Origin of the sequence: Saccharothrix saharensis, from assembly GCF_006716745.1 — a bacterium.
Lineage (GTDB): Bacteria > Actinomycetota > Actinomycetes > Mycobacteriales > Pseudonocardiaceae > Actinosynnema > Actinosynnema saharense.
On the sequence record NZ_VFPP01000001.1, the window covers coordinates 1,795,446 to 1,822,114 of the forward strand.

Sequence of the window (26,669 nt, forward strand, 5' to 3'; positions counted from 1 at the left end):
CGTTCGGGTTCCCGTCCGAAACTTAACGGCGCGGGTGAGGCCCAGCACCGTCGGCCGGAGTCGGGTCACGCCGTGGGGTCGCCGCTTCGTGGTTGAGCGCGCCGGAGCGGAACACCGCCAGTTCCACACCGTCGAACCCCGCCGCCCGGACGACCTCGGCCAGCGCGGTCCCGATCTCCGGCCGGTCGGCCAGGTGCGGGTCGAGCTCGACCCTCCCGGTGTCACCCAGGTCGCGCACCCGCAGGTCCCGGGTCGGTGTGCCGGCGGCCGCGAGCCACTCCCGGACGGCGAGCTCGGCGCGTTCCACCCGGGCCAGGCGGGCGGGGGTGATCGCGATGCCGTAGCGCACCCGGCTCGCCAGGCACGGCATCGCCGGTTTGTCCCAGGTGGACAGGTCCCAGAAGCGGCTCACGGCGCGGACGTCGGTTTTGGTCATGCCGAGGTCGCGCAAGGGGGTCCGCACGCCGATCTCGTCGCCGGCGCGGATGCCCGGCCGGAACGGGTCGTGCGCGTCGTCGGCGTTGACCCCGGTGGCGACCGTGCTCACGCCGTGGTCGCGGGCGACGGCGGTGATGGTGTCGAGCACGGTGGACTTGCAGAAGTAGCACCGGTCCCGGCCGTTCGCCGCGTACGAGGGGTCGTCCAGCTCGGCGGTCGCGGGCGTGAGGTGCCGGACGCCGAGGCGGTCGGCGAACGCGACGGCGTGGGCGAGCTCCGCGGCGGCCAGGCTGGCGGAGTCGGCGGTGACGGCGAGCACCGCGTCGGGTCCCAGGGCGCGTGCGGCGGCGGCGAGCACGAGCGCGGAGTCGGCGCCGCCGGAGAACGCCACGGCCACGGGGCCGATGTCGGTCAGGTGCGCCACGAGTCGCGCGGCGGCCGTGCGGCTGTCCATCAGTGCTCCTCGGGGCTTTCCGCGGCCAGGGCGAGCACCGTGCGCAGCGGCACGCCGGTCCGCCGGGCGACGGTGACGGCGTCGTCGTACTCCGGCTTGCCGTGGTGCGGTCCGTGCTTGCGGCGTACCGGCAGGCCGTGGACGTGCACCGTGTCGGTGGTCCGGGGCAGGGCGGTGCGCCGCACGCCGGTCCGCCGCACGCCGAGGGTGCCGGTCTCGACCAGCATCAGCCGTTCGACGCCTTCGGCGGCCTCCGGAGCCACCAGGGCGTGCAGCACGTGGCCCGGTCTGCCCTTCTTCATCACGGCAGGGGTGATCCAACTGTCCAGCGCGCCGGAGTCCAGCAGGAGGGCGACGAGGTAGCCGAGGACTTCCCCGGTGACGTCGTCGAGGTTGGTCTCCAGCACCACCAGGTCGCGCACGACCGGCTCCCGGTCGCCGAGCCGGACCACCGCGACGTTCGGCCGGTCGGGCAGCGTCCTGGTGCCCACGCCGTAACCGGTGGCCGTCATGCGCATCTCCGGCGCGGGACCGTAGTCCGCACCGATCGCGAGCAGCAGCGCCGCGGCGGTCGGCGTCACGGTCTCGCCCGGCAGGGTCGTGCCGACGACGCGCGCGCCCCGCAGCAGCGCCGAGGTGGCCGGGGCCGGGCAGGGCAGCACGCCGTGCGCCGTGCGGACCGACCCGGCGCCGATCGGCAACGCTTCGCAGTGCACGGTCCGCACGTCCAGGGCGCGCAGCGCGGCGGCCACGCCGACGATGTCCACGAGGGTGTCGTGACCGCCCAGTTCGTGCAGGTGGACGTCGTCGGGCCGGTGGCCGTGCACTCGCCCTTCGACCTCGGCGATGGCGCGCAGGGCGGCCACCGCGGTGTCGGCCACCGCCCGGTCGCGCACCCGGCCCGCCAGGGCGATCAGCTCGCCCGCCTTGCGGCTGGTGACGTGGTCGGACACCGACACGACGGCCCGGGAGCCGGTGAGCCCGTGGCTGAGCACCGACGTGACGGTGAGTTCCCAGCCGGTCAGCCCGGTGTCGGCGACGGCCGCCCGGACCGCGTCCAACGGCGCGCCGGCGTCGACCAGCGCGGCCAGCAGCATGTCACCGGCCAGCCCGGTGAACGGCGAGATCACGCACACCCGGCTCACGTCGTCCGCCCCGCCACGCGGGCGAGCCGGAACGCCGCCATGGCCGCGCCGAACCCCGAGTCGATGTTGACCACGGTGATGCCCGCCGCGCAGGAGGCGTGCATCGCCAGCAACGCGGTGATCCCGTCGAGACCGGCGCCGTAACCCGTGGAGGTCGGCACGGCGACCACCGGGCACGCCACCAGACCACCGATCGCGCTCGCCAACGCGCCCTCCATCCCCGCGACGACGATCACGGTGTCCGCGGCGCGCAACCGGTCCTGCTCGGCCAGCAACCGGTGCAGGCCCGCCACGCCGACGTCGGTGACGGTGGTGACGTCGAGGCCGGTGGCGGCGGCCACCGCGGCGGCCTCCCGCGCCACGGGCAGGTCGGCCGTCCCCGCCGCCGCCACGACCACGCCGAAGCCGGTGGACGGGGCCGGGCGCCACACGAGCAGGCGCGCCGCGCCGTCGTAGGACCCGTCGGGCACGGCGGCCAGCACCGACGCCGCCACGTCGCGGTCGACGCGGGTGGCCAGCACGGGGCCGTCGTTGTGCCGCAACAGGGTGCGCACGATCGCGATGACCTGCTCGGGGGTCTTCCCGCTGCCGTACACCACCTCGGGCAGGCCTTGCCGCGCCTCGCGTGCCACGTCGACCCTCGCGAACCCGAGATCGACCACCGCCGGCCCGGTCGTGCCCGGTCCCCGCGTGACGAGGTCGCTGCCCGCTTCGCGGAGCAGCGCGGAAGCCTTCCCCATCGCGGTGTCGAGGTCGCCCGCCCGCTCCAGCAGCGACCAGGCGGCGACCACGCCGAGGTCGCGCAGCCGTTCGGCGGTGAGCCCGACCGAGCCGGCGACCACCACGACCGGAACACCTCGTCGCCGTGCCGCCTCGGCCACCGCGAACGGGGCCTTGCCGCGCAGGCTCTGCTCGTCGAACCGGCCTTCACCGACCACGACGAGGGAGGCGTCTCGCAGCGCGTGCTCGACACCGATCTCGCGGAGGACGAAGTCGGCGCCGGACGTCCGCCGGGCGTTGAGTGCGGCCAGCGCCGCGAAACCGGTCCCGCCGGCCGCTCCCGCGCCGGGCTCCCCGCTGCGGTCCCGCCCGGTGGCCGCGGCCATCGCCGCGGCGAACCGGCGGAGCCCGCGCTCCAGCACGTCCACGTCACGGGGTGTCGCGCCCTTCTGCGGCGCGAACACCGCGGCGGCGCCGTCGGGCCCGGTCAGCGGGTTGTCCACGTCCGACGCCAAGGTCACCCGCGCGCGCGCCAACCTCGGGTCCAGGCGGGACAGGTCGACGTGCGCGGTGCCGGTCAGCGCGCCGCCGCCGGGGCCGACCGGCTGGTCCGAGGCTGTGGTGACGCGTGCGCCCAGAGCGCGCAGCAGGCCGGCTCCCCCGTCCGTGGTGGCGCTGCCGCCCACGGCGAGCACCAGGTCGCGGCAGCCGCGGTCGAGCGCGGCTCGGATCAGCTCACCGGTCCCGTAGGTGTCCGCGGTGAGCGGGGCCAACCAGCCGTCGGGGAGCACGTCCAGCCCGCTGGCCTGCGCCAACTCGACCACCGCCCGGTCACCCCGCACCGCGAACGCCGCCCGCACCGGCTCGCCCGTCGGACCCGTGACCTCGACGCACACCTCGTCGTAGCCCGCGCGCACCAGCGCGTCCACGGTGCCCTCGCCGCCGTCCGCGACGGGCATCGCCACCGCGTGGCCGCCCGCGTCGACCACCCCGTCGCTCACCGCCGCGCAGGCCTGCGCGGCGGTGAGCGAGCCCCGGAACTTGTCCAGGCACACCAGGACCGTCCCGTTCACCGGCGTACCCCGTCGACGTAGGGGATGGTCTGGGGACCTTCGGGCAGCACGCACAGCCGGGCGTCGGGACCGGCCGCCGCGAGCGCTTCGGCGACCGTCGCCGCGATGTCCGGGGTCTGCTCCAGGTGCGCGGTCGCCAGTTCGGCGGCGTCGAGGTGGGAGGTGTGCATGACGACCCGGCAGTCGGCTTGGATGCGCGCCTGGATCTGCACCTGCCACTGGTCGGGCACGGTCTCCCGCCGGGCGGAGATCTCCGCGAACAGCGCCGCCGGCGAGTCGGCCGAGGCCAGCACCTCCCGGTAGGACCCGTGGTCGGGGAACCCGTCGCGGCACTCGGCCGCGCACACGATCACCCCGCCCGGTTCGACCACCTGGTAGGCGGCCGACATGCCCTTCACCGACTGGTAGAGGTTCTGGTCCAGCGGATAGCCGGAGTTGGTGGTCACCACGACGTCGAACCGGTGCGGCACCGGTCGCATGGCCACCTCGCGCGCGGTGCGCACCGCCTCGGCGTGCATCGCCGGCAGGTCGCCCCCGAACGCGGCGACCACCTGCTTGTCCCGGTCCAGCACGACGTCGAACCCGAACGTCACACCCGTGGCGTGCGCGATGGCGCGCACGTCGTCGTGCACCGGGTTGCCCTCGACGATCCCCCACGTCGCCCGCGGATCGCCGATCCGACGCGCGTCGTGCAGCACCAGCACCGTCTCCAGCGCGGCCAACCCGGGCGCGACCAGCTTCGGCCCGCCAGAGAACCCGGCGAAGAAGTGCGGCTCCACGAACCCGGTCGTGATGCGCACGTCCGCGGCGACCCACTCGCTGTTCAACCACACCGGCACGCCCGCGCCGAACTCACCCAGCCACGTCAGGCCGCTCCGGTCGCGGGCGTCGTGGTTGACGATCCGCACCGAGTCGACCACCTCGTCACCGAACATCCGGCGCAGCTCCGCCTCGGTGTTGCCCCGGTGCGTGCCCGTGGCGACGAGCACCACGACGTCGTCGAGGTCGACCAGGCCGTCCAGCTCCTCCAGTATCGCGGGGATCATCAGCTCCCGCGGCTGCGGGCGCGTCCCGTCGCAGGCCGAGATCGCCACGGTCTGGCCCCGGCGCACGCGCTCGCGCAACGGCGGCCCGGCGACCGGCGCGCGGAGCGCTCGGCGCAGGACGTCCCGCGGCGGTCCCGCGGCCCGGTAATGCCTCGGCGTCACCACCGTGGTCACCGCCGGGTCGACCCGCAGGTCCAGCCCCGTCTCGCCGTAGGCCAGCCGCACGGTGCGCATCAGCGGTTCCCCAGCCCGTAGACGCGGGCGGCGGTCCCGCCGAACACCTGCGCCCGTTCGGCGGCGGAGCACCCGTCGAGGAGTTCCGCGGCGGTGGCGAACACCCGTTCGTAGTCGGCGGCCAGGAGGCAGACCGGCCAGTCGGAGCCGACCATGAGCCGGTCCGGGCCGAACGCCTCCACCGCGCTGTCGACGTAGGGCCGCAGGTCGGCCGCCGTCCACGAGGACCAGTCCGCCTCGGTGACCAGACCGGACACCTTGGCCACCACGTTCGGTTCGGCGGCCAGCTCCTCCAGGCGGGTGGCCCAGGGGCGGGTCACCCGGGCGGCGATGTCCGGTTTGGACAGGTGGTCGAGCACGAACACCAGGTCCGGCACCGCACGCACGGCCGCCAGCGCCGCCGGCAGCTGGTGCGGGCGGGTCAGCAGGTCGTAGACCAGCCCGGCGTCGCGCACCGCGCGCAACCCGGCCAGCACGTCCGGGCGCACCAACCAGCCCGGATCGAGCTCGGACTGCACCAGGTGCCGGACGCCGACCAACCGGTCGCCACCCGGCCCGGACCGCAGCCGGTCCAGTTGCTCCGGCACGTCGGGCGCGGTGAGGTCGACCCACCCCACGACGCCCGCGATCAGGTCGGACTCCCCCGCCACGGCCAGGAACTCCGCCGTTTCCCCGACGTCGGGGAGCACTTGGACCAGGACGGTGGCGTCCACGCCGGCCCGTTCGGTCACCGCGCGCAGGTCCACCGGGCCGAAGTCGCGGCGGATCGGCTCCAGGGCCGGCTCGTCGAGCCAGCTCTGCGGTCGTGCGGACAGGTTCCAGAGGTGGTGGTGGGCGTCGATCCTGGTCACTGCGCTCGCTCCTCCAGAGCGTCGAGTTCCGCCCACAGCGCCTCGGGGATCCCGGCGGCGGCGTGGGCGGCGTTGTCGGTGACTTCGCGTGCGTTGCGGGCGCCGACGACGACGCCGGTCACCGCCGGGTGCCGCAGCGGGAAGCGCAGTGCGGCGGCGGGCAGCGCGACACCGTGCGCCGCGCAGCGCTCGGCCAGGGCGAGGGCTCGCCGTCGCACGGCGTCCGGGGCGGGGGCGTAGTCGTAGGTGGCGTGGTCGGCGGGGTCGGCCAGGATGCCGCTGTTGAAGACCCCGCCGACCAGCACGCCCACCCGGCGTTTCGCGCACAGCGGCAGCAGCTCGTCGGCCGCGCCGCGGTCCAGCAGGGAGTACCGGCCCGCGACGAGCACGCAGTCGACGTCGGTCTCGGCGACGAACCGGGTGAGCATCGCGGTCTGGTTCATGCCCACCCCGATCGCCCGCACCGCGCCTTCCGCGCGCAACCGCTCCAACGCCGGGTACGCGCCGGTGACCGCGTCCTCCCAGTGGTCGTCGGGGTCGTGGACCAGCACCACGTCGAAGGAGTCCAGGCCGGACCGCTCCAGGCTGTCCGCGAGCGACCGGTAGACGCCGTCGGCGCTGTAGTCGCGCACCCGCACGAAGCCCCGTTCGCCGTGGAAACCGTCGTCACCGGGCGGGGCGTCGCCGGGCACCAGCAGCCGACCGACCTTGGTCGACACCGTGAACTCCGCACGGGGGCGGGAGGCCAGGAACGCGCCGAGGCGTCGTTCGGCCGATCCCGCGCCGTAGTGGGGCGCGGTGTCGAAGTAGCGGACCCCCGTCGCCCACGCGGCTTCCAGCGCGGCCTGCGCCTGGTCCTCGGTCACCGCCGAGTACAGCCCGGCCAGCGGGGCGGTGCCGAGGCCGAGCCGGGTCACGACGACCCCGGACCGACCCAGCGGCACCGGCTCCGTGAGCCGCGGTGCGGGCATCACGCCCGCCCGGGCACGTGGTGCTGCCGCCCGGGCCCGTCGATCCCGAACTCGACGACGTCGCCGCCGCGCACGCGGGGGAGGTCGTCGTCGAGGCCGGGCCGCACGCCCTCGGCCAACGCCGTCCCGACCCGGCCCACGCCGCCGGCGAGGAACGCGCAGTCGGTGCCGGTCGTCGGCGGATGCGGGTCGTAGGCGGTGCCGCGGGCACCGGGGACCGCGGGCCGTTCCCGGCCCGCCGGGCCCACGCGCAACAGCTTCATCGGGTTCTCCTTGGCTGCGGGAGGTCTGGAGCGGTCGGGCGTCACCGCCGGGCGGGGACGGCGCCGTCCCGGTCCACGTGCTCGCGCAGCCACCGCTCGGTGGTGCTGATGTGCACGAGCGCGGCGGCCTGGGCGAGGGCGGCGTCCCGGTCGACCAGCGCGTGGAAGATGGCCTCGTGCTCGGCGAGGGTGCGGCTCGCCGCGTGGTCGTCGACGAGTCCGCGCCAGACCCTGGCGCGGACCGTCCGGCCGGAGATGCCTTCCAACAGGGTCGTCAACGTCGCGTTGCCGGTAGCGGCGACGACCGCGCGGTGGAAGGCGGCGTCGTGCTGGTTGAGCAGCTCCACGTCGTCGCGGGCCGTGCGCATCGCGTCGAGGTGCGCTTCGACCACGGCCAGCTCGGAGGCGCTGATGCGGGTCGCCGCGAGCCCGGTGGCGACCGGCTCGAAGAGCCTGCGCACCTCGGTGAGCTCCAACAGCGTGTCGCCGCGCAGCAGTTCCACCGCGGACGCGATGCTGCCGAGCAGCACCTCCGGCTCCAGGCTCGTCACGTAGGTGCCGTCACCCCGGCGGATCTCCAGCACGCGCGCCACCACGAGCGCCTTGACCGCCTCCCGCATCAGGTTGCGCGACAGGCCCAGCTCGGCGGCCAACTGCTGCTCCGGCGGGAGTTTCGACCCCGGTCGCAGCTCGCCCGACTGGATCAGGTCCCTGATGCGGTCGATGGCCTTGTCGGTCAGTGACATCGGTGGTTCTCCCGGGGTGCAGCGGCGCGGACGGCAGGCTAGCAAGACATCCCATCTCCGGGAAAGAGGTTGGACGTTCGCGGATACGGCGTCACAGAAGGAATCCCCGCTGATCTGCACGTTCGGCCGCATTCAATCGCCCGGTCTGGACACCGGCACTCCAACGCCCTATAAATCCATCCCATGTCCGGTGCGCTGTGGTCGCACCGCGGGCACGCCACCGACACCGACGAGGGGTGGTCACCATGACTCCGACCCGAAGCCGAGGCGTTCGAGCCGGGAACGCCAGGCACGATGACTGAGCTGATCACCGCCGTGGACGCGGTCGACGTGCGGTTCCCGACCTCCCGCGAGCGCGACGGTTCCGACGCGATGAACCCCGAACCGGACTACTCGGCCGCCTACGTGACCGTTCGCACCAGCGGTGGCGCGGAGGGCCACGGTCTCGCCTTCACCGTGGGGCGCGGCAACGACGTCGAGGTGGCCGCGGTGCGCGCGTTGGCCCCGCTCGTCGTCGGCCTGCCGGTGGACGACGTGCTGGCCGACCTGGGGGCGTTCTCGCGGCGCCTGACCGGTGACAGCCAGCTGCGCTGGCTCGGTCCGGAGAAGGGTGCCATCCACATGGCCGCCGCCGCCGTCGTCAACGCCGTCTGGGACCTGTACGGGCGGCGCGAGGGCAAGCCGGTGTGGCGGCTGCTGTCCGAGCTGTCCCCCGAACAACTGGTCGACCTGGTCGACTTCCGCTACCTCGACGACGCGCTCACCCGGGACGAGGCGCTCGACATCCTCCGCCGGGCCGAACCCGGCCGCGCCGAGCGCACCGACCACCTCCTGCGGCACGGCTACCCCGCCTACACCACGACACCGGGATGGCTGGGCTACGACGACGAGAAGCTCGTGCGCCTGGCGGCGGAAGCGGTCGCCGACGGCTTCACCCAGATCAAGCTGAAGGTCGGGGCCGACCCCGCCGACGACCTGCGCCGCCTGCGGCTGGCCCGCGAGGCGGTCGGGCCGCACATCAGGATCGCCGTCGACGCCAACCAGGCGTGGGGCGTGCGGCAGGCGATCGACCGGATGACCCCGCTGCTGCGCTACGACCCGTACTGGATCGAGGAGCCCACCTCGCCCGACGACATCCTCGGCCACGCCGCCATCCGGCGGGCGATCGCCCCGGTGAAGGTCGCCACCGGCGAGCACACCCACAACCAGGTGATGTTCAAGCAGCTCCTCCAGGCCGGTGCGCTGGACGTCCTGCAACTCGACGCCAGCCGCACGGCGGGCGTCACCGAGAACGTCGCGATCCTGTTGCTGGCGGCGAAGTTCGGCGTCCCGGTCTGCCCGCACGCGGGCGGTGTCGGGTTGTGCGAGATGGTCCAGCACCTGGCGATGTTCGACTACGTGGCCGTCAGCGGCACCACCGACGACCGCGTCATCGAGTACGTCGACCACCTGCACGAGCACTTCACCGACCCGGTGCGGATCCGCGACGGCCGCTACCTGCCGCCGACCGCGCCCGGGATCAGCGCCGAGCTGCACCCTGCGTCCATCGCCGACCACCGCTTCCCCGACGGGCCCGTGTGGGACCGGCAGGCCACGGCGTGAGCGCGCCCGAACTGGCCGGGTCGACCGCCGTGGTCACCGGCGGCGCGTCCGGCATCGGACTGGCCACCGCGCGCCTGCTGTCCGCCCGCGGTGCCCGGGTCGCGTGTCTGGACCTCGAACCCGACGGCGTGCCCGACCCGCTGATCGGGATCCGGGCCGACGTGTCCGACGACGACGCCGTGCGGACCGCCGTCGAGCAGGCCGCGCGGTTGCTGGGCGGCATCGACATCCTCGTCAACAACGCCGGCATCGGCGCACAGGGCACCATCGAGGACAACCCCGACGACGAGTGGCGACGGGTGTTCGACGTCAACGTCTTCGGCATCGTCCGCACCACCCGTGCCGCGCTGCCGCACCTGCGCCGCTCCTCCCACGCCGCGATCGTCAACACCTGCTCCATCGCCGCGACCGCCGGGCTGCCCGACCGCGCCCTCTACTCCGCCACCAAGGGCGCGGTGCTCTCCCTGACCCGCGCGACCGCCGCGGACCTCGTCCACGACGGCATCCGCGTCAACTGCGTCAACCCCGGCACCGCCGACACACCCTGGATCGCCCGCCTGCTCGACCGCGCCGACGACCCCGAAGCCGAACGGGCCGCGCTCACCGCCCGCCAACCCCTGGGCCGCCTCGTCACCGCCGACGAGGTCGCCGCCGCCATCGCCTACCTGGCGAGCCCGCTCTCCGGCTCCACCACCGGCACCGACCTCGCCGTCGACGGCGGCATGAGCGGCCTGCGCGTCCGCCCCCCGTCCCCGGCCTCCCTGCCCGAGTTCCCACAGCAACGCCGCTAGGAGAACCGCCGTGAAAACCACCCACCGCACCATCGCCCACCTCGGCGCGGCCGCCGTCCTCACCGCCGCGCTCACCGCCTGCGGCTCGGGCGCCGGGTCCGCCGGGGACGGCGGACCCGTGGTCGGCGTCGACTACCCGCGCTCCGACACCGACTTCTGGAACTCCTACATCAAGTACACCCCGGGTGCCGCGGCGGAGCTCGGTCTGGAGCTCAAGACCACCAACTCGCAGAACGACGTCGCCAAGCTCACCGCCAACGCACAGACGTTCATCAGCCAGGGCGTCAAGGGCGTCGCGATGGCTCCCCAGGACACCGCCGCCATCGCGCCCACGCTGGAGCAGCTCGAAGCGAAGAAGATCCCGGTGGTCACCGTGGACACCCGACCCGACACCGGCAACGTCTACATGGTGGTCCGGGCCGACAACCGCGCCTACGGCGAGAAGGCGTGCCGCTTCCTCGGCGTCAAGCTGGGCGGCAAGGGCAAGGTCGTCATGCTGCAGGGCGACCTCGCCTCGATCAACGGCCGCGACCGCACCGAGGCGTTCAACGACTGCATGAAGGCCAACTACCCCGGCATCACCGTGTTCGGCGAGGCCACGAACTGGGACGGCGCGGTCGCCGCGCAGAAGCTCCAGACCGACCTCACCGCCCACCCCGACATCAAGGGCGTCTACATGCAGTCCAGCTTCGCCCTCGCCGGCACCCTCCAGGTGCTCAAGCAGAAGAACCTGCTGGTCGGGCCGACCGATCCCGAGCACGTCTTCATCGTGTCCAACGACGGCATCCCCGAGGAACTCCGCAACATCGCCGAGGGCAAGATCGACGCCACCGTCTCCCAGCCGGCCGACCTCTACGCCGAGTACGCGCTGCACTACCTCAAGGCCGCGATCGACGGCAAGACGTTCGCGCCCGGCAAGACCGACCACGACAGCACGATCGTCCAGGTCCGCGACGGCCTGCTGGAGGACCAGCTCTCCGCTCCCCTGGTCACGGCCGACGGCGGCACCTACGACGGGGTGCCCAGCCTCAAGGCCGACGACGAGTCCCTGTGGGGCAACGAACTCGGCTGACCCCGGGGGACGAGGAGCGAGATGGTCACCGCCACGCCCGTCGTCGAGGCGACGGGCATCACCAAGCGGTTCGGGTCCACGGTCGCCCTGGACGGCGCGGGCATCAGGATCGAGGCCGGGCAGACCCACGCCCTGGTCGGGCGCAACGGAGCGGGCAAGTCGACCCTGGTGTCCGTCCTCACCGGACTCCAGGCCGCCGACGAGGGCGAGGTGAGGTTCGGCGGCGAGCCCGCGCCGCGGCTCGCCGACCGCGACGCCTGGCGGCGGCGGGTCGCCTGCGTCTACCAGAAGTCCACGATCATCCCCGAGCTGACCGTCGCCGAGAACCTCTACCTCAACCGGCACGACCGCGGGCGCGGCGGGCTGATCAGCTGGCGGACGACGCGCGAGCGGGCGCGGGAGCTGCTGGAGACCTGGTCGGTCGACGTGGACGTGCGCGCGCCCGCGCGCGAGCTCGACGTCGAGCAGCGCCAGTTCGTGGAGATCGCCAGGGCGTTGTCGTTCGGCGCCCGCTTCATCATCCTGGACGAGCCCACCGCCCAACTGGACGCCGCCGCGATCAGCCGGCTGTTCTCCCGCATCACCGACCTCCAGCGACAGGGCGTCACCTTCCTGTTCATCAGCCACCACCTGCAGGAGATCTACGAGATCTGCGACACGGTGACGGTGTTCCGCGATGCCAGGCACATCCTGACGGCCGCGGTCGACGAGCTGCCCCGGGGCGAGCTGGTCGCGGCGATGACCGGCGAGGCACCGGCGGACACCGGCGTCCGGCGCCGCGGACCGGCGCCGGACGCCGCGCACGTGCTCGACGTGGCCGGGCTGTCCCTGCCGGGCTCCTACGACGACGTGTCGTTCCGCGTCCGGGCCGGTGAGATCGTCGGGCTCGCCGGCGCGGCGAGCAGCGGCCGCATCGAGATCGCGGAGACCGTCGTCGGGCTGCGGACCGCCGCGGGCGGCACCGTGGAGATCGCCGGCACCCGACCGCGGCCGGGCAGCGTGCCCGCCGCTCTCGCCGCCGGTGTCGGGTTCGTCCCGCAGGACCGGCACCACCAAGGCCTCGTACCGGGGATGTCCATCGCCGACAACGGCACCCTGACCATCCCGGAACGGCTCGGACGCGCCGGGTTCATCGACGGCCGCCGCCGGGACGGCTTCGCCGAGGCCATGATCGACGGGTTGGCGATCAAGGCACCCGGGCCGGGACTGCCGGTCTCCGGTCTCTCCGGCGGCAACCAGCAGAAGGTCGTCATGGCCCGGGCCCTGGCCAACGACCCGGCGCTGCTGGTGCTGGTCAACCCGACCGCCGGCGTCGACGTGCGGTCCAAGGAGTTCCTCCTCGGCAAGGTCGAGGAGGTCGCCGAGTCCGGCACCGGCGTGCTCGTCGCCTCCGACGAACTCGACGACCTGCGCCTGTGCGACCGGGTCCTGGTGGTGTTCCAGGGCCGCGTGGTCGCCGAGACCGCCCGCGGCTGGCACGACCACCGACTGGTGGCCGCGATGGAAGGAGTGGACCTCGATGTCTGAGAGCAAGACCGCCGCCGCGGTCGCCGGGAACGGCCCCGCCGACGGGACGGGCGGTCCCGCCGGACGGGGTCCGTCGTCCCGGTTCGCGGGCCGGCGGCGGATCGCCTTCGCCCGGCTGCGCGACCTCGCGCTCATCCCCGCGATCATCGTGATCGCGATCGTCGGTCAACTGGTCAGCCCGGTGTTCCTGCGGGCCGACAACCTGGTCAACATCCTGCAGACCATGTCGGAGATCGCCGTCCTGGTCCTGGCCCAGGCACTGGTGCTGATCGTCAAGAAGATGGACCTCTCCCTGGAGTCCACCGTCGGCCTCGCACCGGGTGTCGCCGCGTGGCTCACCGTGCCGGTCGGCGCCGGCCACGGGCTCGGCCTGGTGCCGGGAGGCTGGTCGGTGCCCATCACGCTGGCCATCGGCGTGCTGGTCGGCGTCGTCAACGCGTTGTTCATCATCCGGTTCGGGCTCAACGGCTTCATCGTGACACTGGGCATGCTGATCGTGCTGCGCGGCATCCTCACCGGCATCTCCGGCGGGCAGACCTTCTTCCGCCTCCCGGAGTCGATGCTCTACCTCGGTACCGCCCAGTGGCTCGGCATGCCCGCGTCGGTGTGGCTGTGCCTGGTCCTGTTCGCCGTCGGCATCGTGGTCCTGGGCTTCACCAGCTTCGGCCGCTCCCTCTACGCCATCGGCGGCAACGTGGACGCGGCCAAGGCGGCCGGCATCCGCACCGACCGCGTCCTGTGGACCGTCATCGTGATCGCGAGCCTGCTCGCCGCGCTCGGCGGCCTGCTGCTCTCCGGCCGGCTGGCCTCCGTCGCCTCCGCCCAGGGCAACGGCTACATCTTCACCGTCTTCGCCGCCGCGGTCATCGGTGGCATCAGCCTCAACGGCGGCAAGGGCACCGTGTTCGGCGCCTTCACCGGCATCCTGCTGCTGTTCATGATCCAGAACGTGCTCACCCTCGGCGGCGTGCCCGCGCAGTGGATCGGCGCCCTGAACGGCACGATCATCCTGATCGCCCTGGCGGTGTCCCGCATCACCGGGGGCAGGGCCCAGGACTAGCCGCCCCGCCGTCCCAGCCAGTCCAGGATCGCCCGGTTCGTCTCCTCGGGCAGTTCCTGCTGGATCCAGTGGCCGCACTCGAGGGTGACCACCTCCACATCGGGCACGAACGTCGTCAGGTTCTCCCCCCTCGGGACCACGTCCCGGGTGCCGTAGATCATGAGGGCGGGCCGGCGGACGACGGGGTCGACGTCCGCCAGGAAGTGCCAGTTGCGGTTGGCGTTCCGGTACCAGTCGATGCCGCCGGTGAACCCCGACGTCTCGAAGGCGGAGACGAAGACGGCCAGTTCGCGGTCGCTCATCAGCGGCTCACCGCGCGGTGCTTCCGCCCGGGCGAGGTTGATCAGCGCCATGCCCGGTTGCGGCTCGGCGGGGGGCTCGTCCTTCCGGTACATGTTGCGCAGGAACCGGGCCGTGTTGTCGTCGAACACGGCGTCCGCGACGCCAGGGTGCCGGTTGAAGTGGACGTAGTAGAAGTCGCTGCCCAGCACGTCCTCGATGAACTCGACCCAGGGCTTCTCGCCGCGCTCGGGATAGGGCACGCTCAGGTTGACCAGCTTGTTCACCCGGCTCGGGTGCAGCAGGGCCAGTCCCCAGACGACGAGCGCACCCCAGTCGTGCCCGACGAAGGTGGCGTCCTCGTAGCCGTAGTGGTCGAGGAGGGCGACGAGGTCACCCGAGAGGTGTTCGACGTCGTAGTCCGTCACCTCGGTCGGCCGGGACGAGTTGCCGTAACCCCGCTGGTTGGGGACGATGACGTGGTAGCCCGCCCCGGCGAGCGCGGACACCTGGTGACGCCAGGAGAAGGCGTGCTCCGGCCAGCCGTGGCAGAGCACGACGGGCTCACCGGTACCGCGCGGACCGGCTTCGAAGACTTCGAGCTCCACCCCGTTGACCGGGATCAGGGTGGGTTCGGGAAAATCCGTCGGGTTGAACACCGCGTTCCTTTCGGTGGGATGCCGATCCTGGCCGCGGCCTGGTCGGATGTCGCCACCGTAAGGCGCATCGCGGACAAGTCCTGTCCGCGATAGGTGGCACACCGGAAGAACCCGGAAGAACCGGAAGCCGTGACACCTCGCGGTGCCACGGCCTCGTGGTGCTCGTGCTCAGGCGCTCGGGGAAGCGGTCACTCCTCGAAGCCCATGGCGTCGCCGCCGTCGTCCTCGAAGACCTCCTCGACGACCTCGCCGAGGACCATGCCGCCCACCACACCGGCCGCGACACCGCCGACGACCGCGCCCATGCCGGGACCGCGGTGGTGACCGTGGTGACCGTGCTGGTCGTAGCCGTAGCCCGGCTGCCCGTAACCCGGCTGCCCGTAGCCGGGGGCGTGACCGCCGAACGCGGAGTGGCCGCCGCGGTCGGCGACCTGGGCCAGCCACTGGTTGACGGCACCCGCCCAGTCGGTGTTCACCGCGTCCTGGTGGGAGGCGTGGAACCGGCCGAAGGCGTCGGAGCCGGAGGAGAACATGCCGCCGCGCTTGTCCGCCTCCAGCACCACGACGAGTTCGTGCGGGCTGGTGACGAAGGTCAGCTCGACCTGGTTGATCCGGCCCGCGTACTGGGCCGGCGGGAAGAACTCGATCTCCTGGTAGAACCCGAGTTCCTGGTGCACGCCGTGGATGCGCCCGGCCTCGACGTCGGCGCTGCGGAACTGGAACCCGAGCTGCCCGAACGCGTCCAGCACGCGGTCCTGGGACGGCAGCGGGCCGACCAGCAGCGGGTCCAGGTCGCCCTTGTCGGGCGCGCCGGAGATGACCAGCTCGGTGCGCACGCCGACGGTCATGCCGGGCAACTGCTGCCCGCCGACCGCGGTGATCGGGGTCTCCCACGGCACCGGGAGCTGGAACGGCACGGCCATCGGCTGACCGGCGGGCACCCGCACGCCCTGCGCGACGACCACGCGCAGGAACTCCGACACGCCGGCGAACTCGTGGTCGCCGTGCTCGACCTCGACCCGCGTCACGAGCGACAGCACGATCTGGTCGATGTGGGCGTCGTTGCTGCCGCCCTGGATGCGGACCTGGCCGGTGACGACCTGGCCGGGCGTGGCGTGCGGGGTGTCCAGGACGGTGTCGACGGACGGTCCGCCGACGCCGAACGCGCTGAGCATCCGTTTGAACATCAGTGCTTCCTCCGGGAGGGGTGGTTGGTCACGTGCGGAGCAAGGTGTCGGTCTCGTCCTCGAAGTCGCCGATCAGCTCTTCGAGGAGGTCTTCCAGCGCGGCGATGCCGACCACGCGGTCCTCGGCGTCGGACACCAGCGCCAGTTGCGCCCGCTCGGCGCGCATCGCGGTCACCGCGTTCGCGACCGGCATGGTGGCGGACAGGGTCACCGCCGGAGCCATCATCTCCCGGGCGGTCCGGCGGTGGCCGGCGGCCGCGGCGCGCACGGCCTCGCGGATGTGCACCAGGCCGACGTAGTCGCCGTGCACGTCCACGACCGGGAACCGGGAACGCCCCGACTCACGGCTGCGGCGTTCGACGGCTCGCGCGCTGCTGTGCTCGGACACGCTCAACGCGTCCTCGATCGGCACCATGACCTGCGCGAGCGTGGTGTTCTGCAGTTGCAGCATCCGGGTCAGCAACCGCTGCTGCCCCTCCGGGATCAGGCCGTGCTCGGCGGATTGCCGCACGAGCATCCGCAGGTCTTCCGGCCGGTGGGCCTGGGCCAGCTCGTCCTGCGGTTCGACCTTCAGGGACCGCAGCAACGCGTTGGTCACGCCGTTGAGCCCGCTGAGGACCCACCGGACCGAGTGGGCGAACGCCCGGAACGGCAGCGCCAGCAGCAGGGCGGAGCGCTCGGGGTGGGAGATCGCCCACGACTTCGGGGCCATCTCGCCCACGACCATGTGCAGGAACACGACCAGCACCAGGCTGAGCGTGAACGCGATGGCGTAGGACACACCCGAGGGCAGGCCGGTGGCCAGCAGCAGCGGGTCGACCAGGTCGGCCACCGCGGGTTTGGCCAGCGCGCCCAGCCCCAGCGTGCACAGCGTGATGCCGAGCTGGGCGCCGGCGAGCATCAGCGACAGCTCGCGCACACCCGCGACCGCCGCACGGGCGGCACGGCTCGTCTCGGCGTCCTGCTCCAGGCGGTGCCGCTTGGCGGCGATCAGCGCGAACTCGGCCGCCACGAAGAACGCGTTGGCCACCAACAGCACCAGCGAGATCAGCAACGACCAGGTGGTGCTCATCGGACGTCCTCCCGCTCGGCGGTGCGGGTGGCGAGCAGGATGCTGTCGGGCACGTTGCGCGCGACCGCGGTCACCCGCACCGACGCGCCGTCGACCTCCACCTCGTCACCCACCCGGGCCGTGCGGCCCAGCCGGCTGAGCACCAGGCCCGACACGGTGTCGTAGCTGTCGTGCTCGGGCAGCTCCACGCCGGTGGCGTCGGCGATCTCGTCCACGCGCATCCGGCCGGGCACCCGCCACCGGCCCTCGCCGACCGGCTCGATGACGTCCTCGACGAGGTCGTCCTCGTCGTGGATCTCCCCGACCAGCTCCTCGGCCAGGTCTTCCAGCGAGACGACGCCGGCGAAACCGCCGAACTCGTCCACGACGCAGGCGAGCTGCCTGCGCTCGGCCCGCAGCCGCTCCAGCACCGCGGGCAGCGGCAGCGAGGACGGCACCACGAGGGCGGGCGAGGCGATGTCACCGATCAGCGCGTCCGCACGCCGCTCGGCGTCCACGGTCAGCACCTCGGCCAACCCGACCACGCCGCGCAGGTCGTCCAGGTCGTCGCCGAAGACGGGGAAGCGCGAGTGGCCGGTGTCCAGCAGCTCCACCACGCGGAGCACGGGCTCGTCGGCCCGGACGCTGTGCACGACCACCCGGGGGGTCATGGCCTGTTCGGCGACCAGGTCGCGGAACCCGAGGCCGCGGTCGAGCAGGCGCGACAGCTCGGCGTCCAGGTGACCCTCGGCGCCCGCGTCGGTGACGATCTGGCGCAGGTCCTCCGGGGTGGCGCCCTGGGGCAGCTCCTCCACCGGCTCGATGCCGACCGCGCGCAGCAGCCGGTTGGCCGTCGCGTCGAACAGCCGGATCACCGGTCCGGCGATCTTGAGGTAGACCAGCGTGGACGCGCTCAACGCCTTGGCCAGCGGTTCGGGGCGGGCGATGGCGAAGTTCTTGGGCAGCAGCTCGCCCAGGACCATCTGCACCACCGTCGCGAACACCAGCGCGACGACCATCGACAGCGACACCGCCACCGCGGTCGACAGGCCCGTGAGCCCCAGCAGGTCGGCCAGGCCCGTGCCCAGCAGCGGTTCGGCGACGTAGCCCGCGAGCAGCGCGGTCACGGTGATGCCGAACTGGGCGCCGGAGAGCATGAACGACAGCTTCTGCGTCACGCGCAGGGCCCGTTCGGCGGCCTTGTCGCCGCTCTCGGCCATCTGCTGGAGCCGGCCCCGGTCCACCGCCATGTAGGCGAACTCCTGGGCCACGAAGTACCCGGTGGCCGCGGTGAGGGCCACGATCGCGAGCAAGCCGGTGAAGATCAACACGGCGCACCCGCCGCGGGGGGTTCGATGATCAGCCGGGTCCCACCCGGCCCACTACTACAGCCGTCCGTATCAGCGCTATCAGGCATACTTCACGGTAGCACGTGAAGCTGTACGGTTGACGGAGAGCACACGGAGGTGAACCACCGGTGACCGTTCTGGTCAAGATCGGCGAACTCGCCGCGCGAGCCCAGGTCAGCCCCCGCACCGTCGACTACTACACCAGCCTCGGCCTGCTCACGCCCGCCAAGCGGACCGCGAGCAACTACCGCCTCTACGACCCGGCCGACGTCGAGCGCATCCACCTCATCCAACGCCTCGAAGTCCAGGGCGTCCCCCTGGAGGAGATCGCGACCGCCCTCACCGACCAGCACGCCGACCTCGGCGCGATCCTGGACCGCATCGACGAGGACCTGCGCACCCTCCAGGCCGCGGCGGAGACCGCGTCACCGGAGGTGCACGGCCTGCTGGCCGCCGTCGCCACCCGCGTGCACTCCCTCATCACCGTCGCCCTCCAGATCCCGCCCGACCTGCCCATCCCCTGACCCGGGCCGACCGGGGCGGACCGCGGGGGTGGCGCCGGCGTTCTGGGGCATGATCTCGTCCATGACAGCCGCACGGCTGCTGGCGCGCCGCACCGAGCGGTGGTTCGTCCAGCAGGGAACCCCGACGATGATCGAGGGCTACGGGTTCTTCACGCACGTGCTGCCGCGGATGCTCCCCGCGCTGGCCACCATCGCGATCGCGGGCCTGGTCTGGCTCGTGCCGCTGGGCGCGGCGGGGTACGGCCGGTGGGTGCTGCTGGCGGTGATCCTCGCCAGTGCGCTCACGAGCTGGGTCCTGCTGTCGTCGTTCGTGCGGCGGCTGCCGGTGATCACGCGCAACCGCACGATCGCGATCCTGGTCGGGTACGCGGCGGTGCCCGTGATCGTGCCGGTCCTGCAGGACACCATCGACGACACGCCGGACAGCGATCCGGTGCAGTTGGTCGTGTTCTTCGCGGCGACCTTCGTCGCCGCCTGGCTCGCGGTCACCTACGGGTTGGTGGCGCTGCTCAAGGGTGCGGTCCGGCACACGGTGCACGACTTGCGCAACAGCGTGCACCTGCTCGGGCGGGCGTTGCCGCCGTTGTTGTTCGTCACGCTGTTCCTGTTCTTCACCGGCGAGCTGTGGCAGGCGATGAACCAGTTGCCGTGGCAACGGGTGAGCCTGGTCGTGGCGCTGTTCGCGGCGATCACCGTCCTCGCGGCGGCCGCGCGGCTGAAGGACGAGATCGGCCGGGTGGAACAGGACCTGCGCCCGGAGGTGCTGGAAGAGGCCTGCGCGGGCACACCGCTGGGCGACGAGGAGTTCGACGCGCCGCTGCGTCCGCGCAAGTTGACCCGGCGGCAGTCGCGGAACCTGCTGGTGGTGCTGGCGACCCGGCAGCTCGTGCAGGCGGCGGTGGTCGGACTCGCGCTGTTCGCGTTCTTCGTGGCGCTCGGGCTGATCGTGGTGACGCCCGCGGTCGCGGAGCAGTGGATCGGAGCACCGCCGGAGCCCGCCGGGTGGGTTCCCGGCGTGCCGGCGGCGATGCTGCGCAACGCCACGTTGTTCGCGGCCTTCGGCAGCATGTACTTCGCGGTGGTGTCGATGAGCGACGCCGAGCAGCGCAGGCAGTTCTTCGCGCCCGTGATCGAGCGGATCGAGCGCACGCTGGCGGTCCGCGCGGTGTACCTGGCGGTCCGCGAGCGTTCCTAGGCGCCGGTCCGCTGGTCGGAGGGACATGAGGGACGCCGGCTGGGACGCCGGGTCCGCCGAAGAGCTCCCGAGCGGCCTATTGCGCCCCCGGTTCGACGGCCGGCGGCATCTTCGTCCTCCCTCTCTCGAAGATCGTCTTCTGCGGTCGGCTCACCCATCGAATCCCCGAACGGGACCGGTCCGTCCTCGTCGATGCTGCGCGGCGCGGACCACCGGCGGTTGCGCGGCCTCGTCGGCAAGGGCTTCACACCGGCCCGGGTCCAGGGCCCGGAGGTGCGGATCCAGGAGCTGGTCGACCGATCGCTGGACGGCGTGGTGGCGGCGGGCGACGGGGTGGACCTGGTGCCCTCGTTCACCGAGGCGCTGCCGATGGCGGTGATCTGCGAGCTGTTCGGCGTGCCGGGGCCGGAGCGCGGCGCAAGCACCGGGAACCCGGTGACGACCTGACGTCCGGCCCGGTCCAGGCCCGCGACGAGGGCGACCGGCTCACCACCGGCGAACTCGTCGGCGTCCTGTGGCTGATGCTGGTGGCGGGCCACGAAACCACGGTTCACCTGATCGGGCACGCGGGCGTGGCGCCGGCCCGGCACCCCGACCAACCGGCACGGTTGTCCGACCCGTCACCTGCACGGGTGCAAGGCGCTCGTGCCCGGGCGGTTCCACTTGCGGGGGTGGGTCGCGGCACCCAAGCTCGGTCGCGGAAGAGGCCCGGGTGATCGCCGCCGGACCGCTGCCGCCGTGCCTGCGACGCATCGTTCTTCTCCGCGAGGAGTGACCAGGTCCATGCCCCGCCCAGGTCTGCCCGACCAGCGCGCCACCGAGGGCGTCACCGTGGTCGTGCCGGTCCGGGAGGATCACGACCTCGCCGCGGCGGTGCACGACCTGGTGTCCACACTGGACCGGATCGGTGCGCGGCACCGCGTGCTGCTCGTGCTCGCGGACGACAGTCCGGTCGCCGCGGCGCGCGTCGCCGAAGGGCTGGCGGACCGCTACCCGGATCGCGTCGAGGCGGTCCGGCGTCGGCCGGACCCCGGCGACGGGGCGGTGCCCGGCACGGACCTGGCCGTGGCCCTGGCGGAGCACGACCACCGGCGGATCCTCCTCACCGACGGTCGGCTCGCCGCCGCGCGACTGCCCGGCCTGTTGGCCGCGGCCCGTCGGGAACGGGCCGAGCTGGTCGTCGGGTACCGGTCCGGCGGTGCCGATCCCGCGGGTACCCGGGTGTCGTCCCGGTGGAACACGTCGACCCGGCCGGGCTCCACCACGCTGCCCGCCGTGGAACTGCCGGCGGAGCTGCGCCGACGCGACGCGCGGGCGGTGACCTTCGCCGTCCGACAAGGGAACGGGCGGGACGAGGGCGGACCGGCCGCGGTCGGTCACGTCGCCTGCGGGACGTCGTCGCCGCGTGACCCCGTCCTGCGCGCGGTGCTCCTGGCCGCGGTGGTGATGTCGGTGGGTGCGTGCGCCGCGGTCGCCTGGACCCAGACGACGTTGGCCTACCCGGACGCGGTGTCGCACCTGCTGATCACCCGGCGGGTGCTCGACGCGTCGACGCCCGGCGCCGCGCAACTCGGCGGGGTCTGGCTGCCGCTGTCGCACGTGCTGGCCCTGCCGTTCGTCGTGGACGAGTCCTGGTACCACGCGGGCGTCGTGCCGAGCGTCGTGTCGATGTGCGCCTACGTCGCCACGGCCGGCTGGCTGTACCGCATCGGCTTCGCGCTCACCGGCCGCCGCGCGGGCGGGGTGACCGCGGCGCTGGTGTTCTGCGCCAACCCCAACGTCCTGTACCTCCAGAGCACGCCCATGACCGAGGCGGTGCTGCTGGCCTGCCTGGCCGCGGCGACCTGGCACCTGCTGCGCTGGTGCCGGGACGGCGACTACCGGCACCTGGTGGCGACGGCCGTCGCCGTTCTCGGGGCCACCTCGGTGCGCTACGAGGGCTGGGCTTTCCTGTCGGCGGTCGCGGTCGTCGTCGGTGTGTGTTCGTGGCGGCGGTCGCGGGCGAAGGTCGAGCGGTGGGTGCTCGTGCGAGCCGACCTGGTGTTCTTCGGCTGCCTGGCGGTCAGCGGCGTGGTGGGGTGGGTGGTGTGGAACGCCGCGATCTTCGGCGATCCGCTGAACTTCGTGCGCGGCGAGTTCGCCAAGCCCGCGTTGTGGGTCGGCGCGGACGAGCGGGCCGTCGGCGACTGGGCGGTGTCGCTGTCGACCTACCTGCACGCCGTGGACCACAACCTCGGGCCGGTCGTGCTGGTGCTCGCCGGCGCGGGGCTCGTCTGCTTCGCCTGGCGGACGAGGTTGCGGGCCGAGGCACCGGCGGTGCTGCCCCTGCTGGTGTTCCTGCCGTTCTTCGTCTGGGCGCTGCACTCCGGTCAGCGGCCGCTGCACGTGCCCGAGGTCGGCGGCGACCTCTACAACGTCCGGTTCGCGCTCGTCATGGTGCTGCCCGCGGCGCTGTTCACCGCCTGCCTCGTGGCGCCGGCGAACCGGGCGCCGCTCAGGTACCTGCCCGCGGTCGCCGTGCTGGTGGGCTGCGGGCACCTGGCCCTGACGGGGATCGCGACGGTCGAGGAGGCGAAGGCCTTCCGGGCGGGTTCCGCCCAACGCGTCGACGCCCGGGCGGCGGCCTGGTTGCGCGAGCACTACGACGGCGGCCGGGTGTTGATGCAGTCGTGGAGCAACGAGACGGTCGGCTTCGACTCCCGGGTGCCCGTGCGGCAGGTCGTCTACGAGGGCAGCTTCCGCCAGTGGGAGCCGGCGCTCGACGATCCCGTCGGGCAGGGCATCCGCTGGATCCACCTCCGGCGCACACCCGGTGGTGAGGACTCGGTGTGGCGGCGCCTGCATGACAGCCCGTTGATGCACTTCGAGTACAAACCGGCCTACGCCGACGACCACCACATCTTCTACCGGCGCGTGGACAGCCCCGGAGTCGCAGCGGAGGTGGTGGACCGGTGACCCCTGCGGGACGACCGGCCGGGAGGCAGTCCATCGCGTACGTCTTCCCGGTCTACAACGAGGCGGGGAACGTCGAACTGCTGCACCGCACGGTGTGCCAGGTCACGGACGTGCTCGCCGACCGCTACGACTTCACCTTCGTCTACGTCGACGACGGCAGCACGGACGACTCCGCCACCCGCCTGCAAGCGCTGGCCGACGCGGACCACCGCGTCACGGTGATCGAGCTCGCGCGCAACTTCGGCCACCAGACGGCGGTCACCGCGGGTCTGGACCTCGTCGACGCCGACGCCGTCATCGTCATGGACAGCGACCTGCAGGACCCGCCGCGGGTGAGCCTGGAGCTGATCGCGAAGTGGCGGCAGGGCTACGAGGTGGTGTACGCGCAGCGCCGCTCCCGCCGCGACACGACGTTCAAGAGGGTCACCGCGAGCGCGTTCTACTGGGTCCTGCGCAAGATCGCCTCGGTCGACATCCCGCGCGACACCGGCGACTTCCGGCTCCTGGACCGCAAGGTGGTCGACGAACTGCGCAAGTTCCGCGAGCGCGACCGGTTCCTGCGCGGCCTGGTCAGCTACATCGGGTTCCGCCAGACCGGGGTGTTGTTCGACCGCGACGAGCGGCACGCGGGCACCACCGGCTACCCGCTGGGCAAGATGCTGAGGCTGGCCGCGAACGGCCTGCTCGGGTTCTCCGTCACCCCGCTCCGGCTGATCAGCAGGCTCGGGTACGGCATCTCCCTGCTGAGCTTCCTGGGCATCCTCTACACGGTCGGGGTGAAGGTCCTGGCTCCGGAGACGGCGGTGCCCGGGTGGGCGTTCACCGCCATCGCGATGTTCTTCCTCAGCGGGGTGCAGATCACCATGCAGGGCGTGCTGGGCAGCTACATCGGCCGGACCTACGCCGAAGCGCAGGGGCGACCGCTCTACACCGTCTCGTCGGTCCGCACGGGCCTGCACCAGCGCACGCCGGTGCAGGCCGCGCCGGACCGGTCGGCGGAACCGGGAGACCGGAGCCTGAACCGGTGAAGCCGGTCACCGCCACCCGGCTGCGCTTCGGCGCGGTCGGGGTCGTCAACACCTGCGTGGACCTGGTCGGCTACGTCTCGCTGGTCCTGGCGGGCACCCCGGTGTTGCCGGCGAACCTGATCTCGACGTCCGCGGGCATGGCGGTGAGCTTCGCGCTCAACAGGTCGTTCACCTTCCGCGCGCGGTCGGGCTCCCTGCGCGCCCAGATCCCGTTGTTCTTCCTGTGCACGGCATCGGGGCTGTGGGTGGTCCAGCCCCTGGCGATCACGGTGACCGACGACCTGTTCGGCGGTTCGACCACCCTCACCGCGGTGACGGGGCCGAAGCTCGTCGGCCTGGCACTCGGACTGGTGTGGAACTACGTCCTCTACCGCCGGGTCGTCTTCCGCCCGCCGGGACCGGCCCGGCGCACATGACGACCGGTTCCTCCCGTGATCGGGCCGACGACCTCGTCCTCCCCGAGCGGTACAGCGCCTTCAGACTGCTCGGCCACGGGCAGGCGGTCACGCTGACGGTGACGTGCACCGTCCTGGCCTGCCTGGTCCTGGCGGGCGTCCTCACCTCGGTCGCACCCCCTCCGCTCTGGTGGGCGCAAGCGTTCGTCACCGGGGTCACGACCGCCTACGTGCTCGTGATCTGCTTCCGCTGCCTGCTGGTGGCCGCGGGCCCCGGCGCGCGGGTCATCCGGGTGCGCGACGAGGACATCGCGGCCGGTCCGGACCTGCCGCACTACACCGTCCTCGTCCCGCTGCACCGCGAGGAGGCGGTGCTGCCGGGGCTGGTCGAAACCCTCCACCGGCTCGACTACCCCGCCGACCGGCTGCAGGTCCTGCTGCTGGTGGAACAGGACGACGAGATCACCCGTCCGGCGTTGGACCGCCTGGAGCTGCCGACGGGGTTCGAGGTGGTGCCGGTGCCCGAGGGCGGGCCGCGCACCAAGCCCAACGCGTGCAACGTGGGCCTGACCCGCGCCACCGGCCGGTTCTGCGTGATCTACGACGCGGAGGACCGACCGGAGTCCGACCAGCTCCGCAAGGTGGTGGCGGCGTTCGGGGGCGAACCGGACCGGGTGGTGTGCCTGCAGGCCGAGCTGGCCTACTGGAACCCCTGGACGAACTGGCTGACCCGGAACTTCGCCGCCGAGTACGCGTTGACCTTCGCCTTGGCGCTGCGGGGGTTGGACCGCTTCCGCCTGCCCGTTCCACTGGGGGGCACGTCCAACCACTTCCGGGTCGACGCCCTGCGCGCGCTCGGCGGCTGGGACCCGCACAACGTCACCGAGGACGCCGACCTGGGCGTGCGCATCGCCCGCCGCGGCTGGGACGTGCGGGTGATCGACTCGGTCACGTTCGAGGAGGCCAACAGCGAGCTGGGCAACTGGATCCGCCAGCGCAGCCGTTGGATCAAGGGGTACCTCCAGACGTGGCTGGTGCACATGCGCAACCCGTGGCGGCTGCTGCGCGAGCTGGGCCCGTGGCGGTTCGCCGGCTTCCAGCTGACCTTCGGCTTCACCGCGCTCACCACGCTGGTCAACCCGCTGTTCTGGTCGCTGACGTGCCTCTACCTCGCGGTGGGCCCGGAGCGGATCGAGCCGCTGTTCCCGCCGGCGGTGCTCTACGCCGGGACGGCCGCCATGCTCGGCGGCAACCTCGCCGTGCTGTACCACTTCATGGCCGGGTGCATGGAACGCGGCCTGCACCGCGCGGTGCCCACCATGCTCACCGTCCCGCTGTACTGGGCGCTGATGAGCGTCGCCGCCTACAAGGCGCTGAGCCAGCTCCTGCGCCCCGGCAAGCGCCACCACTGGGAGCTCACGCGCCACGGCCTGGTCCGCGACGACGAGACGCGCGGTGTCCCGTTCCGGCCGTCACGCGACCGGTGCTAGAAGTACCACCGCTGGTTGGGCCGGGCGTGGCAGTCCCAGAGGCGCACCGCCGTGCCGTTGCCGCCGAGCCCGTCCGGATCGGCGTCCAGGCAGCGCCCGCTCAGGTAGTTGACGAGCAGGCCGCGGTCCCGTTCGTAGTCCCAGATCTGGTTCGCCTCGCCGTGGCACTCCCACAGCTGCACCTTCGTGCCGTTGTCGCCGATGCCGCCGAGCTCGGCGTCCAGGCAGCGCCCGCTCTGGCCGTTGCGGACGAGGCCGCCGGGCTCGAAGGTCCAGAGCTGGTTGTCGTCACCGTGGCAGTCCCACAGCTGGACCTCGGTGCCGTCGCCGCCGATGGTGCCGAGGTCCGCGTCCAGGCAGCGCGCGTCGCCCGCGTTGCGGATCAACCCGGGCGCGTCGGCCGACCCGGTGCCCGGCGAGCCGAGCAGGGTGCCGGTGACAGCGGCCACCGCCGCCAGGGCGAGCGCTTTCCTCGTGGTTCCGGGAGTCATCGTTCGACCACTTCTCTCGTGCGTGGCGGATCTGCGTCGACGCTACCCGGGATCCGGCGGACCGCACGGGAAG

At 72.7% G+C, this 26,669-nt stretch carries 25 protein-coding genes; 12 read left to right on the forward strand and 13 right to left on the reverse strand.

Annotated elements, in window-relative coordinates; translation table 11 throughout:
- Positions 1 to 22: 22 nt before the first annotated feature.
- From larE to FHX81_RS07160, 8 genes are read right to left on the reverse strand one after another with little or no spacing between them, the layout of a single operon-like run.
- Positions 23 to 892, reverse strand: a complete 870-nt coding sequence (larE, locus tag FHX81_RS07125) for an ATP-dependent sacrificial sulfur transferase LarE (protein ID WP_141976230.1) — start codon at positions 890 to 892, stop codon at positions 23 to 25.
- Positions 892 to 2,037, reverse strand: a complete 1,146-nt coding sequence (gene larC / locus FHX81_RS07130; protein ID WP_246107670.1) for a nickel pincer cofactor biosynthesis protein LarC — start codon at positions 2,035 to 2,037, stop codon at positions 892 to 894. Before larC ends, larE begins: the two co-directional genes overlap by 1 nt.
- Positions 2,034 to 3,830: a nickel pincer cofactor biosynthesis protein LarB gene (gene larB, locus FHX81_RS41875; RefSeq protein WP_246107671.1), complete on the reverse strand. Its 1,797-nt coding sequence runs from the start codon at positions 3,828 to 3,830 to the stop codon at positions 2,034 to 2,036. The genes larC and larB overlap by 4 nt, the downstream gene beginning before the upstream one ends.
- Positions 3,827 to 5,110, reverse strand: coding sequence for a nickel-dependent lactate racemase (gene larA, locus FHX81_RS07140; protein ID WP_141976232.1), 1,284 nt, complete (start codon positions 5,108 to 5,110; stop codon positions 3,827 to 3,829). The genes larB and larA overlap by 4 nt, the downstream gene beginning before the upstream one ends.
- Complete coding sequence (locus tag FHX81_RS07145) at positions 5,110 to 5,961, reverse strand: amidohydrolase family protein (RefSeq protein WP_141976234.1); 852 nt, start codon at positions 5,959 to 5,961, stop codon at positions 5,110 to 5,112. Before FHX81_RS07145 ends, larA begins: the two co-directional genes overlap by 1 nt.
- Positions 5,958 to 6,905, reverse strand: a complete 948-nt coding sequence (locus FHX81_RS07150) for an aldo/keto reductase (protein ID WP_342787178.1) — start codon at positions 6,903 to 6,905, stop codon at positions 5,958 to 5,960. Before FHX81_RS07150 ends, FHX81_RS07145 begins: the two co-directional genes overlap by 4 nt.
- A 26-nt stretch (positions 6,906 to 6,931) precedes the next feature.
- On the reverse strand, positions 6,932 to 7,195 hold the full coding sequence (locus FHX81_RS07155) for a hypothetical protein (protein ID WP_141976238.1): 264 nt from the start codon (positions 7,193 to 7,195) through the stop codon (positions 6,932 to 6,934).
- 41 nt (positions 7,196 to 7,236) lie between these two features.
- A complete protein-coding gene (locus tag FHX81_RS07160; protein ID WP_141976240.1) occupies positions 7,237 to 7,941 on the reverse strand; it encodes a FadR/GntR family transcriptional regulator in 705 nt (234 codons plus the stop codon).
- A 294-nt stretch (positions 7,942 to 8,235) separates the two neighbouring features.
- Between FHX81_RS07160 and FHX81_RS07165 the strand changes: the two genes are divergently transcribed.
- From FHX81_RS07165 to FHX81_RS07185, 5 genes are read left to right on the forward strand one after another with little or no spacing between them, the layout of a single operon-like run.
- Positions 8,236 to 9,543: an enolase C-terminal domain-like protein gene (locus tag FHX81_RS07165; RefSeq protein WP_141976242.1), complete on the forward strand. Its 1,308-nt coding sequence runs from the start codon at positions 8,236 to 8,238 to the stop codon at positions 9,541 to 9,543.
- Positions 9,540 to 10,334 carry an SDR family NAD(P)-dependent oxidoreductase gene (locus tag FHX81_RS07170; protein WP_141976244.1) on the forward strand — a complete coding sequence of 265 codons (795 nt, stop codon included), beginning with the start codon at positions 9,540 to 9,542 and terminating at the stop codon, positions 10,332 to 10,334. Before FHX81_RS07165 ends, FHX81_RS07170 begins: the two co-directional genes overlap by 4 nt.
- Positions 10,335 to 10,344: 10 nt before the next feature.
- A complete protein-coding gene (locus FHX81_RS07175) occupies positions 10,345 to 11,406 on the forward strand; it encodes a sugar ABC transporter substrate-binding protein (protein WP_246107672.1) in 1,062 nt (353 codons plus the stop codon).
- A gap of 21 nt (positions 11,407 to 11,427) precedes the next feature.
- Complete coding sequence (locus FHX81_RS07180) at positions 11,428 to 12,933, forward strand: sugar ABC transporter ATP-binding protein (RefSeq protein ID WP_141976246.1); 1,506 nt, start codon at positions 11,428 to 11,430, stop codon at positions 12,931 to 12,933.
- On the forward strand, positions 12,926 to 13,993 hold the full coding sequence (locus FHX81_RS07185) for an ABC transporter permease (RefSeq protein ID WP_211363403.1): 1,068 nt from the start codon (positions 12,926 to 12,928) through the stop codon (positions 13,991 to 13,993). The genes FHX81_RS07180 and FHX81_RS07185 overlap by 8 nt, the downstream gene beginning before the upstream one ends.
- On the opposite strand, the gene FHX81_RS07190 is transcribed toward FHX81_RS07185, so the two are convergent.
- From FHX81_RS07190 to FHX81_RS07205, 4 genes are all read right to left on the reverse strand, one after another.
- Positions 13,990 to 14,931: an alpha/beta fold hydrolase gene (locus FHX81_RS07190; RefSeq protein ID WP_141976248.1), complete on the reverse strand. Its 942-nt coding sequence runs from the start codon at positions 14,929 to 14,931 to the stop codon at positions 13,990 to 13,992. The genes FHX81_RS07185 and FHX81_RS07190 overlap by 4 nt on opposite strands.
- A gap of 188 nt (positions 14,932 to 15,119) precedes the next feature.
- Positions 15,120 to 16,118: a sporulation protein gene (locus FHX81_RS07195; RefSeq protein WP_141976250.1), complete on the reverse strand. Its 999-nt coding sequence runs from the start codon at positions 16,116 to 16,118 to the stop codon at positions 15,120 to 15,122.
- A 28-nt stretch (positions 16,119 to 16,146) separates the two neighbouring features.
- Positions 16,147 to 17,190 (reverse strand): hemolysin family protein, encoded by a 1,044-nt coding sequence (locus FHX81_RS07200; protein WP_141976252.1) that lies wholly within the window; start codon positions 17,188 to 17,190, stop codon positions 16,147 to 16,149.
- Positions 17,187 to 18,500, reverse strand: coding sequence for a hemolysin family protein (locus FHX81_RS07205; RefSeq protein WP_141976254.1), 1,314 nt, complete (start codon positions 18,498 to 18,500; stop codon positions 17,187 to 17,189). The genes FHX81_RS07200 and FHX81_RS07205 overlap by 4 nt, the downstream gene beginning before the upstream one ends.
- A 146-nt stretch (positions 18,501 to 18,646) precedes the next feature.
- Between FHX81_RS07205 and FHX81_RS07210 the strand changes: the two genes are divergently transcribed.
- From FHX81_RS07210 to FHX81_RS07240, 7 genes are all read left to right on the forward strand, one after another.
- Positions 18,647 to 19,042, forward strand: coding sequence for a helix-turn-helix domain-containing protein (locus FHX81_RS07210; RefSeq protein WP_141976256.1), 396 nt, complete (start codon positions 18,647 to 18,649; stop codon positions 19,040 to 19,042).
- Positions 19,043 to 19,103: 61 nt separating this feature from the next.
- On the forward strand, positions 19,104 to 20,237 hold the full coding sequence (locus tag FHX81_RS07215; protein ID WP_141976258.1) for a hypothetical protein: 1,134 nt from the start codon (positions 19,104 to 19,106) through the stop codon (positions 20,235 to 20,237).
- A 192-nt stretch (positions 20,238 to 20,429) separates the two neighbouring features.
- Positions 20,430 to 20,684, forward strand: a complete 255-nt coding sequence (locus FHX81_RS07220; protein ID WP_141976260.1) for a hypothetical protein — start codon at positions 20,430 to 20,432, stop codon at positions 20,682 to 20,684.
- A gap of 336 nt (positions 20,685 to 21,020) precedes the next feature.
- Positions 21,021 to 23,192, forward strand: a complete 2,172-nt coding sequence (locus tag FHX81_RS07225) for a glycosyltransferase family 39 protein (RefSeq protein ID WP_141976262.1) — start codon at positions 21,021 to 21,023, stop codon at positions 23,190 to 23,192.
- Entirely contained in the window at positions 23,189 to 24,220 is a 1,032-nt protein-coding gene (locus tag FHX81_RS07230; protein ID WP_141976264.1) for a glycosyltransferase family 2 protein, read from the forward strand. Before FHX81_RS07225 ends, FHX81_RS07230 begins: the two co-directional genes overlap by 4 nt.
- On the forward strand, positions 24,217 to 24,636 hold the full coding sequence (locus FHX81_RS07235; RefSeq protein WP_141976266.1) for a GtrA family protein: 420 nt from the start codon (positions 24,217 to 24,219) through the stop codon (positions 24,634 to 24,636). The genes FHX81_RS07230 and FHX81_RS07235 overlap by 4 nt, the downstream gene beginning before the upstream one ends.
- Positions 24,633 to 26,105 (forward strand): glycosyltransferase family 2 protein, encoded by a 1,473-nt coding sequence (locus FHX81_RS07240; protein ID WP_141976268.1) that lies wholly within the window; start codon positions 24,633 to 24,635, stop codon positions 26,103 to 26,105. The genes FHX81_RS07235 and FHX81_RS07240 overlap by 4 nt, the downstream gene beginning before the upstream one ends.
- Here FHX81_RS07240 and FHX81_RS07245 read toward each other — a convergent pair.
- Positions 26,102 to 26,596: an RICIN domain-containing protein gene (locus tag FHX81_RS07245; protein ID WP_141976270.1), complete on the reverse strand. Its 495-nt coding sequence runs from the start codon at positions 26,594 to 26,596 to the stop codon at positions 26,102 to 26,104. The genes FHX81_RS07240 and FHX81_RS07245 overlap by 4 nt on opposite strands.
- Between the last annotated feature and the right edge of the window lie 73 nt (positions 26,597 to 26,669).